The organism is Pseudoalteromonas rubra, from assembly GCF_005887115.1.
Classification (GTDB): domain Bacteria; phylum Pseudomonadota; class Gammaproteobacteria; order Enterobacterales; family Alteromonadaceae; genus Pseudoalteromonas; species Pseudoalteromonas rubra_F.
Genome location: NZ_PNCJ01000005.1, coordinates 23205 through 37595, shown reverse-complemented (window position 1 = coordinate 37595; position 14391 = coordinate 23205). Strand labels below are relative to the sequence as shown.

Sequence of the window (14391 nt, the reverse complement as noted above, 5' to 3'; positions counted from 1 at the left end):
TTGTGCAAGCGACAAGCCTAACGCCGGTACACACTAAAGTTCAGGATCCAGTTGTTCGGCATATCGCTGATTTTGAAAACCGTGCAATAGGAGAGGTGACTGCACTTCATCAAGATAAATATGGCTTTTTATGGCTCGGAACCACCACAGGCCTGTATCGTTATGATGGCACAATATTGCGCCATTATGACACTACAACAGTGCCGTCACTGGCGCATAATTTGGTACTTGATATCGTTGAAACTGCCGACGCACTGTGGCTGACAACCTATGGCGGTGGACTACATAAGTATGACTTTGCTAAAGACACAATCAAAATATTTGGCCCTAAACATGACAACTTTTCTGAGCAACAGCTTTGGTTTGCAGAGCTGGCAGATTCTGAGCTGTATATTGGAGGACGAGACGGAGGGCATTTATTTGACGTGCAATCAGAAACCCAACTCACATTACCCGAAAAATTGCGGCATACGCTCTCACAGAAGAACACCTGGCGCTATTTAAAGGATAAGCGGGGTGATCTTTGGATAGCGACCTTATCTGAAGGCCTGTATCGCTATATCTATGCCACGGATGAGTTACGGCATTATCCCGGGCAAAATGGCAATGACGGACCTGCTGACAATATTGTCCGTGCATTGCAATTGGATGCTCAGGGGCGGCTTTGGATAGGCACAGATAATGGTCTTAGCGTCATGAACACAGACACTGAGCAGTTCCAGCACTTTCTCTATAACCCGGATGAGCCTGATGCACCAGATAGTTTGGCTGCAAACACCATCTGGGCGTTACATTTAGATAGCGAACAACGTTTATGGGTGGGCGCGCGCTCAACCAATTTAGGGTTGTCAATCTTAGATACCAAAACCTTAACCTGGCAAAATATGGGACTTGGCGAATCTGGCGGGCTGAGTAACCTCACCATCAGCGTGATTGAAGAAGATGATCAGGGCAATATTTGGCTGGGTACCCACACTGGGCTTTATCAGATCCCAGCCTCTGCACTCGCTTTCTCAGTGCTCTCACTCCAGCAAGGGTCAAATAACGTAACATGTACTTATCTGGATAGTCGGGGTGTTTTATGGGTGGCTACCGACACAGGTATCTATCAACGCAAAAATGGGAAACTGTTTCATGTGTCTTCGATTGTCGGTGTCAATACGTTTGTAGAAGCATCTGATGGTAACATTTGGGCGACCTCCATTAACCGCGGACTGGTCAATCTGAGTCCGGAGGGGAAGTTATTACATCACTTCTTTAAAGGGGATGCATACAATACCCCAACCAGTAACTTTATAACGGTTGCTGCTGATGGAGGGGCTGTCTGGGCGGGCGTCTATAACGCGTCAGAAGGGATTGGCTTGATGAAGCTTGATTTGGCCACTCTGGAGTCTGAGTGGTTCAACACCAACTCACCCGTTCGACAAATTGCTGTGCTCAATAACAAGCTATTGCTAGGGCATAATAACTCTCTTCCAAGCATATTCGATAAAAACGCTGGCACGGTAACCGAGCTTAGCCTCGATAACGATGAAGTAACAGACAGTATGGCTATTATGGATATGCATATTATCGATGAACGTTATACCTGGATTGCTTCGCATTACCGTGGCTTATGGTTAGCTGATAGCGAGCGACATACGCTTACCCAGGTTTCATCTATTTCAAATAGTGAGATTTGGGCAATGTGGCAGACAAACGATTCGTTGTGGCTAGCCTCAACCGACGGCCTCTTAGAGTTGGAGGCGGATCACCATACTATGAAAGTTAATATAGTGCGTCGCTTGGATGCACAGCATGGTCTGCCAAACAGCAACTTCAATGCCAACGGGGCGACGTTCGACAAACAGTCGGGGATGGTTTATTTGGGGACGTTGGAAGGGTTAGTGCTCTTTGACATGGCGAAAATGCACTCTGCCTCACCCTCCAAACTTCCATGGATGACTCGATTCAGTATCATCAATCAATCTGTGAGTGTAGGCTCTTCCCCTGCTGAATCAGCACTTTCTCGGGCAATAGAATTAACCGAATCCATTACTTTAGGGTACGAGGATTATGTTTTTTCATTGGATTTCGCGACCCCCGATTTCATTGAAGCACAAAGCCTGGAGTATGCATACAAGTTAGAAGGCCTTGATACAAAATGGTTTTATACCGACAGTACGAGCCGCAAAGCTACCTACACTACCTTACCTGCCGGAAAATACCGTTTTTTGGTAAAAAGTAAACGGCGGGACGAGGATTGGCCAGACACATACCGCGCGTTAGATATCGAGATTTTGCCTCCCTGGTGGCACACTTGGCAGGCTTATTTGATGTATGGCGTTATATATTTAATCTTAATGTGGTTGTTTGTCCGTCACCGTAGCCAACGTTTGCAGCAGCAGGCCCGAGCGCTGCAACAGGCCGTTGAACTAAAAACTGCGGAGCTGAATGAACAAAATGATGAGCTTAAACAAAACCAGCAAACTATTGCTGCCTTACTCCAGCAACGTACGACTTTTTTTACCAATGTGTCTCATGAGTTGAGGACACCATTGTCGTTGTTGAGTATTCCTTTAGAGCACTTGCAGCGTAAACATACTCAGGGTGAGTCGGCCTATCTGACCGGCGTAATGAGCAAAAGCCTTGCACAATTGCGTCGTCTGGTAGAGCAACTGATGACTCTGGCACGATTGGACAGCCAGGTAGAGCAGAGCCAAACACCAGTCTCCACTGTGCAGGTGTGTGCCGAGTTATACGCGGTTTTTAATCCTTTGTGTGAGCAGAGAAACATTCGGCTTTCGTTGTCTGATATTCCGGATATGCATCTGAGTTTAATTCCTGAAACTTTGCAGACTTGCCTGGCGAACCTGTTGTCCAATGCCGTCAAGTACAGCTTTGATGGTGGAGATGTGCGACTGACCGTATCCATGCACAATATGGATGTACATTTTTGTGTGCAAGATCAGGGTTGTGGTATAGCTGCGCAGGATATCCCTAAGATTTTTGAACGCTTCAACAGAGCTGGCAGTGTGGCACAACAGGGTCAGGTTACAGGCTCCGGGATTGGGCTTACGGTCGTTAAAGAGTTAGCGCTTGCCAATGGAGGTGATATTCGTTGTACCAGTGAGCTGGGCAAGGGGAGTACATTCACGCTGATACTCCCGGCATCATGTGTGGTAGCCGCAGGCGTTGACGCCGCACAGGCCGAGCATCAGCCGTTACTATTAGAAGCCGGTATATTAGAGCAAAGTGCACCTGTGCTGCTCACGCCAAATGAGCCAACAGGACATACCAAACCGATGTTGCTGGTAATTGATGACAATGTGGAGCTGCGTGAGTTACTGTCTTTTTCATTGAGCGACGCTTATATAATCGAAACAGCGCAAAGTGGTCAGCAAGGAATCGACATGGCATTGCAATTATTACCGGACCTGGTTATCTGTGATTTAATGATGCCAGATATTGACGGTTTTGATGTGACGCAGCAGTTACGAGAGCATGCATTAACCAGCCACATTCCTATTATTATGCTCACCGCCAAGAGTGAAACGCAAAGTCGCTTAAAAGGCTGGCAACAGCGGGTAGATGACTATATAGCCAAGCCATTTAATCTCACTGAGTTAACCATGCGAATTGATAATCTGCTGGCAATCCGTCAACTGATCCGCAAGCGCCTGGACACTTTGGTTGGGCGTAATCTGGCGTGTGCTTCTGCAGAAGCCTCTTTCTGCGACAGAGATAAGCAATTTTTACAGCGCTTTGAAGATTTGGTAAGGCAGCACTATCAGGAGCCTGATTTTAACCGTTCTTTCGCAGCCAAAACATTAGCTGTCAGTGAGCGCCAACTTAATAGAAAGCTATCAGCACTGTTGGACCATAACTTTACAGACTATCTCAGACGTTATCGTGTTCAACAAGCTGCGGCTTTTTTGCGGCAGGGCACTGATATCCCCATCAGCCATATTTGTGAGCTGGTTGGGTTTGCTTCTAGTAGTTATCTGGCAAGTTGTTTCAAAGCTGAATTCGGTGTTTCCATGCGTGAATATCGGCAAAAACACCCTTCACCAGAAGCGGAGCCTTTGTAAAATACCGCCCAAATAAAGGCGGCTGAGTTTATAGCGCCAGCTTATCAATGCTGGCGCAATTGCTTAATAACCTATAAGGGGTGCATGAGTCGGACACAGAGTTGATATGTACGTCTGGTGCATCCACCAAGGTGAGGTGTTAATTCAGCCGTTACAGAACGATTGCTGTTTGCCAGATACCTCAAACTCTTAATGACGGTTTAAGTTCATTGAAAATACCTTTGATATGCATTGCTGGCTATTTCTTCGGTTTCTTAAGCCCGGTACTTTCCAGCACATCCTGCCAGCTGACGTATTTAAAGTTTTGTGGTTGATCGGGGAAACGATTGCGCCCATCCTGAAGCACCAGCAGGCCCTCTGGATAATCTCGGGTCCGCAAACGGGTCGACAGGGCCAGCCCATCAGTTTCTGATGCCCCATCAATGCCCTTAAAGCCATCCAGGCCAACGCGAAATCCAGCCAAATGGCGATAGGGCGGCGTTGCCTCGTAGAGTTGGTAGCTGTTGTTGCCCTGGCTGGAAACAACCAGCACAGGAGCATCACCAAAAGACAGTGCCAGGCCTTCGACATCATCGACCAGGTGTTCACCTACCTTTGCTACTGTAACCGGCTGGCTGTTATCCGCCGGATTCAGGCTGGTGGCCCAGATCCCTACGTCTTCTTCGCCAATAAACAATCGCCCACGCGCATCATCTGTGACACAGCCTTCAGGTTGTGAGCTTAGGGGGATTTCTCGCACTTTCTCTGCATGCAGCTTATCCTGATTGGCTTTAATCCTGTATTGAAAGGTCAGGCCGGCTTTGTTGTTTGCAAACACGTAGTGATTTCCCTCAAAAATGGCCATACACAGTCCATAAATCTCTTCCAGACCCGATGGCGCACTGCCCAGACGAAAGACGTTGCCATTTGCCTCTATACCGTAAAATGCGAGGCTGTCATCGTTGCGCTTACTGGCGGCAGCGATACTGATAGTACGCCCTTGCCAGCCAAAACCATCACGCAGATCGACGTTATTGAGTCGGCCATCTTTGAATTCTTGTAGCAGCTTGCCCTGCAGATCGTAGACTTCCAGGCCTTGTTTCTTATGTGTACCTAATACACGTGAAGCGTCGGGGTTAGCAGGATGAACCCAGATAGCCGGGTCATCCATGGCGTCACCGAATTGTAAAGCGGGCTGACTTTGTGCTGCGGGTCGAACGACCGGTAAGGTTTGCGCTGTGAATGCTGATTTTAGGGGGATGTGGGTCGTGGCATATTGACTTTGTAGTTCATTGGTAAAGCTCAGTGTAGCCTTTGCTGTGCCGGGTAACTGACTCAGGTTCATCATAGTCGCTCTGTCATTTTCAAGCGTCAGGATGTCTGCTGCTGACCAGCTATCCACAGCGTCTGGCGCATCCCAGTAAAGTACCTGCTGGCCGTTTTCCAGTAATGCAAAGAGTTCTCCTGAGTCACTGGTTGCCAGGCTAATGGCTGGCTCTGACTGACTTCCGTAAGGGGCGACCAGGGATACCGGGTAATACTGAGGGTTATCTTCAATACGAGCTGAGTAGCGCCAGATACCCAATGGCTCACTAACGTAAAGATAGCCATTGCCCGGGTCGACTGCACAGGAATCCGCATCATAAGGTAATGACAGTGATCTCAGCAGCAGTGGCTTTTGCAGCCAGCTTTGTTGCTGGCGTAGCAACCATTGTTCCGCTCTTCCTCGCCCGTCTGAGACAAAGATAGACAATGTCTGATTGGCCTTATCGGCAAACAAGCAGAGGTTATCGACTAATAATCCGGTCTGCGACAGTTCAAAGCGTGGCAACAGTTGCCCTGAATTGGCATCCAGTGTGCCGACAAAAACGCTATCTTTGCTGCCCTCAAGTGCGGCATACAGCCACTGATTATCACTCAGCTCGCTCAACCGGACTTGTTTGAACGCGCCCGGGAGGTGTGCTTTAAGTGTGCTTCCCAGGCGCAATACCAACCCCTTATGCTCTGAGGCTATCAGTATCTGGTCTTTACCTGGTACCTGGGCGCTATCCACTATGCCAGCGACAGAGCCTTGAGTTTGGAGTTGTAATGGCTGCTGCACAGTTTGCTGGTGTGTCTGATTTTGGCAAGCACTTAACGCGCCCAGTAACCCCAGTATAAGCGTTGTTTTGTATAACTTCAGTTTTTTCATTTTTAAGTTCCGACGTCACAGCGTATTAACGGAGCTAAGCCAACTTATCGCGCACTAAGTTAACTTTGACACCGCCAATGGATATAAGTGAGCGGATACCTTAAAAAGTCGATATGACAATTTTGTTTCACCCTAATCTGTGATGGCTGGCAGGCACGTTGTTTACAGCTGGTTGAGCGTTAAATTAGCGGGAGTGTGAGCTGATTTGCTGCAAATAAAGTGCTTTCTTTAAAGGTAAATCTTATAAAAATCAGTTGGATATTGGTTTTAGGTATGATTCGGCACAGACTAAGAAGGTGTTATGTGAGCCGTTCCGGCCGGGTCTAAATAGCTCAGGCCTTAATCAGCGACGTCTTAAAAGTGTCATATAGCGTCGTTAGGATATCCCGAACAATCAATATTTGGCTTAAAAGATGAAGAATGTCAGTAGTTTATGCTTAGCGTTGGTTATCAGTATAGTATTGACCATTTTGGCGTTGTTCATCGGTGAGCTAAAATCAATGCATGACGTCGACTGGGTTGACTTAATTGGTGAAGCAACTTCGTCTATGATGGCCGCAATCTGGCTTATACTCCTGGCACTATCTCGCCCGAGAGGCCGAGTGACCACAGTGCTGTTGTTGGGCTCTGCAATCTACTGGCTCACAACCTGGCTTGACGTATTGGATGAGTTCATCGCTTACCCACCGCAAAGTCACCTGTTTACCTGGCTGGAATCGCTACCTGCCCCGATAAGTATGACCCTGCTCACCTGGGGGTTGGTTACCTGGTATCGGGAGCAACAGGCAGTTAACCGCCAGCTAAAGCAAAGGGAGCACTTTCACCGTGAGCACAGCCTGATAGACCCTGTTACTCAGCTGTATAGCCTTCAATACCTATTAATTCAGCTAAATCGTGAAGCCATTTTGCATGACAAACGTAACCACCCACTCTCCTTGGTCATGGTGGATATCAAGGGTTTTGCTCAATACAATCGGGAGCATGGTGCTCAAAAAGGGGATCTGGCACTCAATGAAGTTGCTTCGGCACTGGAGGTTGCGCTCAGAGAGACAGACCTGGCTTGTCGTTATACCAGTGATCGCTTTGCGATACTGCTGCCGGATACACCGCCACATGAGGTCGATGTTTTCTCTAAACTAATTCAGAATTGTTGTAACACTGCGTTAAAAGGGGCACTGACTGTGACAACCGTACAGGCTACCCGGACCGAAGGTGAATCAGAGCAAGCGTTGTTTGAGCGACTCAATCAACAGCTCGCAGGGGCGAAACGTGCGACTTCTGCTACTGCGGAGGTAGTATGATACCTTGTAACTTTGCCTATTTGCATGACAAGCGTATGCCAGCGCACTTCCTTATCACTATACTGGAACTGGCCGAGCACTATCAGATAAAACCACATCAGCTTATTCGTGGGTCTCAGTTGTTTCTTGAAGACCTGGCTTATCCCGGTGCCCAGGTTGCACCAGCCAGTGCGCTTTTTATACTAAAAAAGCTCAAACGAGAGTTGACCGAACAGCCTCAGCTGGCACTGGAACTAGGGCAAAGGATAGCGACCGGTCATGGCCATGTTTTGTTTGACCTGTGGCGCTATGCACCGAATTTAAGTGGCGCCCTTACTGCCTGGGCAAGAGTTCAAAAGGGTATTGAGACCCTGGTCCAGTTCAACGTGGAGCGACACCAAGGCAAGCTCTATATCAGGCTGACTGAATCAGCATCATTGAGTACGCAACAGCGGATGCTATTTGAAATTGTACTTTCGGCCTGTCGGCTGCTGCTTAAAGAGCAGCTTGGTGCACAGACCTGGGTGAAGATAGAGTTGCCATGGTCACAACCCGGGCAGGATTTACACTATCCGGTCTATCTGGGTGAACATGTTCGGTTTGACGCGCCGCGTTGCGCGATGATTTTGTCTGAAGAGGCGCTTTACCAGCCTTTCAAAGAGGCCAGTACGCTACGGTTTGCTCAGGCAAAACATACAGCCAAGCATCTGTTGTGCCCGCCGCAGCTATTGCAGGCTCATTTACGTCGCATATTTAGAAAGAACCTCGGGCAGGCCTGGTCGTTGGAATATACAGCCAGTTATCTGGGCATGAGCCCGGCGACATTGAAGCGTCGTCTTAAGCAAGATGGCACTAATTTTAAACTACTGGTTGACGAAGTCAGGGGGCAAGAAGCGTTGCATTTGATGGATCTTAATCAATGGAATAACAGTCAGCTGGCCAGTACCATGGCATTTGCCGATGTACACAGCTTTCGGCGCGCATTTAAGCGCTGGACCGGGGCTGTGCCCAGTGCGTTTCGCTGTGGCTCTTAATTATAACATCTACAATCATAGATATAACAAGCGCAGAGGGCGCTTGTTACTAAACTTTATTAATCAGACCGGGCAGCGTTTCGTCCCTTCGCAGTTCGAACGGGTGTCAATACAAACCCAAAATGATTCATCGATTACACGGCCACCCCCTATCTGAGGTGTCTCTTGAGCGCGAATAATCGTTGCTGGATTAACGGATAGAGATTTAATGGATTTTTTATTCAAAGTCACTTTCATAGTTAACATCCTTTTTGTTTTTGAAGTAGCAGATTGATTCTTTTGCTTCCGAATGTCAATGGTGTGTTGCTATGTAAGTGTGGTGTAGTGGTGATTTGCGGGACTGAAACTAATCTCGTTACTGTCATAAGGCTGAATTCACAGAGGACATGGTTATGGAGTTTAGTAAAAGTACAGCTCAGTTACCGTGAAGTTTCGGTGGACGCAATGACTCAGTACTCACTATACAGAATGAGGCCCAGTATGAGTTGAGCATCTATGCACTGAGTATAAGTGAAGACAGTGAGCATCAAGCACCATTATTGCCAGAGAAACGGCTTTACGTGCAGATTAAGTATAATAATGAGGGCACAGAAGTACCCTCATTGTGCTCTGTTGAATTATAAATCAAACGTGCGTGCAATCGAGAACACAAAGCGCTCGTCGGTATGCTCGCCATCTATGGTGGTGTCTTCCACGGTAAAGGTGAGATCGAAATCGAACTGCGTGGTGGTGTAAGACACTGCATAGTGGGTGTAAGAGCTGTCGAGGCCATCCCAGGCATATTTCTCGGCATCGAATGAGTTAGATACGTCGCCGCTGAGGGTAATTGAGTGGTTATCGGCGATATCAAAGGTATGCGACAGCATCACAATACTATGACCGACATCAACACCAAAGTAGTCCCAGCTATACCAGAAGTTAACATTGGTGGTACCCAGGCTACTTGCGTAAGCAAACTTTGTGTAGACTTCAGGGTAGTTATAGTCGCTGGATGCATCACCACCATGATAGGTGTAGTAGGCGATACCATAGTCTACCGACCAGGCGCTGGAAAGCTCCGAAGAGCGACCAACGTAAAAGTCCCACTCATGGCCTGTGTCATCGCCAAAGTCTACCCCTGAGGCCCAGGTGCCCACATACCAGCCTGCATCGGCTGCGTAGTCCAGGCTACCCTGAATGGTCGGGTCGCTCTGTGTCTGTGACACCCCGTTAAAAGTATAGTCCGAGGTGCCGGTAATGGTGGTTGACCAGCCAGCTACAGCCATGTTCGACAGCAGGGCCAGAGGAAGTGCGCAGAGTGTAGTTTTAAAATTTATTTTCATTTCTTTTGAACCTTAGTTTACGGTCTCGATACGGCTGAAGTCGATGGTATTCTCTTTGGGTGAACGGGTAATATTGGCCACTGTTTTGAACTTGCTGTAGCAAATATAGCCAAAACAACCAAAAAAGAGCGCAATAACCAGTGCACCAACCCATTGTATCTGCAAAAAGTTTAGTTTAAATAGCAGCGTCAGCAACGACAGGGCGGCAATATTAAATAAAATATAGTTGCGTTTCCCGAGTTTTTTAACCGTTAGGCCAAGGTTATCGGTATACAGTCTAATTAATGAATCCAGAGAGTTGATCACAAAGATCACGCCAACAATGACCATCGCCAGATTTTTTATCCCTGCGGTGTCAATACCTGCCTCATGGTAGTGATACAACACACTAAACCACACGGCGATAGGAATAGACGGGAACACCAGCATGGCCGCCAGTACCTGATAGGTTTTCAGACCACCGACAAAGCGTGAAGTGAACTGACCTATCATGATGCTCCATGCAAACCACCAGAACAGGTAAAATTCATGATAATCATTAAGTGGTAATACAAACTCGTTGAGATTGCTAAAGTAGCCGCCCAACAGCGCAATATTGTTGGTGAAGGCACTTATTTCACTGTCACCAAATACAAATGCAGAGGCCCACATAAAGGCGATCAGAGCGATGAACATCCAGGTTGTAGAAATACTCAGAATACGCACGTACTTCAGGCTGGTGCTCGAATACACCGCAAAACAAATGGCGGCGAATACGATCAGATAAAAGGTCGGAATAATGGACTCGCCATCGCCCACACTTGGCATATACCAGGGCAGGTTAGATAGCAGCAGATAGGCCGTAAAGGCGCAAGTACCAATAATAACTACATTATTGATGAATTTAACCCAAGGGATCTCGAAAAATTTCACCTTAGGTTCTATTACGCAGAAATAAAAACACGTCAGAAAATAAAATCCCCAGATCAGGAAGCCCCAAAAGCCAAATTCGATGGCGAGTGGATTGGCAAACGCATATTCTGGGCTTGCTTTTATGTCTGCGTAACCCGCAAACTCCGTCAGCGGAAACATGATAAGTCCGACATCCAGACCGGACGTAAATAAAATAGCAATAAAGGTAAAGGTTTTAACCGGTGTCACACCGACACAGCGTAGGTTCCCCCATTTTAATAAAATAAAAGCAATCGCAATTAGGGTAAATACAATGCCTGCACTAAGCCATACTGTCATTGTCACCCTCCCAAAATAAGTAGAAATAACTCATTGTCTCTCCGTTTTTTATTGTTTCCGCATTAACCCGATACAACCAATTTGTATCGCGCACCACTGCAGACCCCACGGCCCGGTTGGGCCGCAGGTGGCTTTGTTAAATCTCCGTGCTACGTTGTACTGCTTGCCACTGACTGTGAATGGCAACCTGAGCATTGTTTGCTTTAAGGGCCGGCTGGCCCAGAATAATGTCTGCGGCTTTCTCCGCGACCATAATGGTTGGTGCGTTGAGGTTGCCGTTGGGGATCGTCGGGAAGATAGACGAATCTACTACGTTCAGGCCATCGATACCATGCACCTGGGTGTTTGAATCCACCACGGCCATGTCGTCTTCGCCCATTTTGCATGAACAGGACGGGTGATAGGCGCTTTCGACGGCCTGGCGTACAAAGGCATCGATCTCGGCGTCGCTCTGTACGTCTTTGCCTGGCTGAATTTCACCGTCGCGGTAGGCATCAAAGGCTGGTTGCTCGATGATCTCTCTGGTCAGGCGAACACAGGCGCGGAAGCCTTCGATGTCTTCCTGGTGTGCCAGATAGTTAAATTGGATCTTGGGGGCCTGAGTCGGGTCGGCCGATTTAATGGTGACTTCACCGCGACTTTTCGGTTTGTTGTGACCAATATGGACCTGGAAACCGTGTCCGTCAAACGCACTTTTGCCATCGTAGCGAATGGCTGCGGGCAAAAAGTGATACTGGAGATCTGGCCACTCAACACCCGCTTTGGAGCGGATAAAGGCGCAAGATTCAAAATGATTGGTTGCACCCAGGCCGGTTTTGTTGAGGATCCAGCGTGCTCCGATCAACCCTTTAGAGAACCAGTCCAGTTTGCCATTGAGGGTAATGGGCTGCTTACACTTGTACTGGAAATAAAACTCCAGATGGTCTTGTAAGTTTTTACCGACGCCGGGCAGATGATGCTGTACCTCAACGCCTGCGGCTTTGAGTGCATCCTGATCGCCAATACCCGACAGTTGCAACAGGTGAGGCGAGCCGATTGGTCCGGCACTTAAGATCACGCGGCGCTCGGCTGTGGCACGATGGGTTTTGCCCTTACATTGATATTCCACGCCCACAGCGCGTTTACCATCCAGCAGCACCTTGTGCGCCAGCGCACCGGTGACGATTGTCAGGTTGTCACGCCCCTTTACAGGGTCGAGATAGGCGCGGCTGGCAGAGCAGCGACGGCCATCTTTTACCGTCATGTGCATCGGGCCAAAGCCTTCCTGCTGCTCGCCATTGTAATCGTCAGTCTCGGCATATCCTGCCTGTGCACCGGCTTCGATAAATGCGCGATACAGCGGGTTGGCCATTTCGTTACCATTGTTGGTACCGAGCGGGCCTTCACCGCCCCGATACGAGTCTTCGCCCAGATACCAGCTTTCGGCACGCTTAAAGTAAGGCAGACAAGCCTGATAATCCCACCCCTGCGCACCGTGTTGCTGCCATTCATCAAAATCTCTGGCGTGGCCACGTACATACACCATGCCATTGATAGACGACGAACCACCCAGCACCTTGCCGCGCGGGCAATGCATCACCCGGTTGTCCAGATACGGCTCCGGCTCGGTATGAAACTGCCAGGCGTATTTGTCGGTATTCATAGGAATAGACAGCGCCGTAGGCATCTGAATAAAGATGCTCTTATCGCTGCCACCCGTTTCTAACAGTAACACCCGGTGTTGTGGATTGGCGGACAATCGATTTGCCAGTACACAGCCTGCTGAGCCAGCACCGACAATAATATAGTCGAATACTTTTTTCATAATCTGGCTCCTTTGCTTAAAATGGGCTTTCGATTTGGCTCATTCCTACGTAAACAGACTTGGTCTGGGTGTAGTGATCCAGTGTTTCAATGCCATTTTCACGGCCAATACCGGATTGTTTGTAGCCACCAACCGGCATTTCGGCGGGTGAGTTGCCATAGGCGTTGATCCAGGTAATGCCAGCCTGTAACTGGTGGATCACGCGGTGTGCACGCTGAATATCGCGGCTGAATACCCCAGCCGCCAGACCCAGGTGCGTATTGTTGGCACGGTTAATCGCTTCTTGTTCGTCATCAAACACCATGACGCACATCACCGGACCAAAGATCTCTTCGCGGACTATGGTCATGTCTTCGTGACAGTCGGTGAATATGGTGGGGGCAACAAAGTAGCCGTTAGGTGCCGAAGCTGGGCTCAGGGCATGACCTCCGGTCAGCACAGTTGCACCTTCCTGCTTGCCCTGTTCGATGTAATCCAGCACCAGCTGCTGATGTTTTTTCGAGATCAAGGCGCCCAGGTTTACTTCGGGATTAAGGGGATCACCGGCGATAATATTGTGTTCTGTGCGGGTTTTAAGCTGCTCAAGGAACTGCTCATACACGCCGCGCTGCACATAGACGCGTGTACAGTTGGTGCAGATCTCACCCTGGGTGTAGAAGTTGCCCAGCATAGCGGCACTGACCGCCTGTTCGATATCGGCATCGTCAAATACCAGTAGCGGCGATTTACCGCCCAGCTCCATGGTCACGTCTTTGAGGTTAGACGCCGCACTTTGCATGACTTTTTTGCCTGTGCCCACTTCACCCGTAAACGAGACTTTTTCAATTTCCGGGTGCAGTGTCAGCCATTGTCCGACTTCGGCGGCACCTTGCACAACATTAAAGACACCTGCTGGCATACCTGCTTCAATAAAGATCTCAGCCAGTTTCATTGCACCCAGTGGCGTTTCTTCAGATGGTTTAAAGATCAGGGCATTGCCCGCAGCCAGCGCCGGGCCAGACTTCCAGCAAGCAATTTGCAGCGGATAGTTCCAGGCGCCAATGCCCGCACAAATGCCCAGAGGCTCTTTGCGGGTGTAGTAAAAATCATCGCCAACCATTTGTTGTTGGCCGACCTGAGCAGGCGCTAGCCCGGCAAAGTACTCGATCACGTCGGCACCGGTTTGAATGTCAACGCACTCGGCTTCTTGCCAGGGTTTGCCCGTGTCCAGCACCTCAATTTTAGCCAGCTCATCATTACGCTCACGCAACAGCGCCACCGCTTTATTCAGAATTCTGCTGCGCTCCATCGGGGTCATGGCTGACCACTGCGCAAACCCGGCTTTGGCGCTGTCGATGGCCGCTTTTTGAATGTGTGCATCGGCCACTTCAACGTGATAAATGACTTCGTCGGTCGCGGGGTTTTTTACCGCAAACTGCTCGCCGGTCTGATTGGCAAGGTAGCGGCCGTGAATAAAGTTCTGGTAGAGCGGTGTGGACATA

General features: G+C 48.8%; 8 protein-coding genes. 3 read left to right on the top strand and 5 right to left on the bottom strand.

The genetic code is table 11. The features are described from left to right. Positions 1–2 precede the first annotated feature (2 nt). Positions 3–4070 carry an ATP-binding protein gene (locus CWB98_RS01160; protein WP_171045554.1) on the top strand — a complete coding sequence of 1356 codons (4068 nt, stop codon included), beginning with the start codon at positions 3–5 and terminating at the stop codon, positions 4068–4070. Positions 4071–4308: 238 nt separating this feature from the next. Here the strand turns inward: CWB98_RS01160 and CWB98_RS01155 are convergent, their stop codons facing one another. Further along, a complete protein-coding gene (locus CWB98_RS01155) occupies positions 4309–6240 on the bottom strand; it encodes a phytase (protein WP_138543159.1) in 1932 nt (643 codons plus the stop codon). Between the two features lie 413 nt (positions 6241–6653). Between CWB98_RS01155 and CWB98_RS01150 the strand changes: the two genes are divergently transcribed. After that, positions 6654–7541: a GGDEF domain-containing protein gene (locus CWB98_RS01150; protein WP_138543158.1), complete on the top strand. Its 888-nt coding sequence runs from the start codon at positions 6654–6656 to the stop codon at positions 7539–7541. Beyond that, entirely contained in the window at positions 7538–8554 is a 1017-nt protein-coding gene (locus tag CWB98_RS01145) for an AraC family transcriptional regulator (protein WP_138543157.1), read from the top strand. The genes CWB98_RS01150 and CWB98_RS01145 overlap by 4 nt, the downstream gene beginning before the upstream one ends. A gap of 617 nt (positions 8555–9171) precedes the next feature. Here the strand turns inward: CWB98_RS01145 and CWB98_RS01140 are convergent. The 4 genes from CWB98_RS01140 to betB all read right to left on the bottom strand — a co-directional run bounded on the left by CWB98_RS01140 (position 9172) and on the right by betB (position 14390). Then, positions 9172–9876: a TorF family putative porin gene (locus tag CWB98_RS01140; protein ID WP_138543156.1), complete on the bottom strand. Its 705-nt coding sequence runs from the start codon at positions 9874–9876 to the stop codon at positions 9172–9174. 12 nt (positions 9877–9888) lie between these two features. Continuing rightward, positions 9889–11106: a BCCT family transporter gene (locus CWB98_RS01135; RefSeq protein WP_138543155.1), complete on the bottom strand. Its 1218-nt coding sequence runs from the start codon at positions 11104–11106 to the stop codon at positions 9889–9891. 136 nt (positions 11107–11242) lie between these two features. Next, entirely contained in the window at positions 11243–12910 is a 1668-nt protein-coding gene (gene betA, locus CWB98_RS01130) for a choline dehydrogenase (protein WP_138543154.1), read from the bottom strand. 16 nt (positions 12911–12926) lie between these two features. After that, positions 12927–14390: a betaine-aldehyde dehydrogenase gene (betB, locus tag CWB98_RS01125; protein WP_138543153.1), complete on the bottom strand. Its 1464-nt coding sequence runs from the start codon at positions 14388–14390 to the stop codon at positions 12927–12929. Between the last annotated feature and the right edge of the window lies 1 nt (position 14391).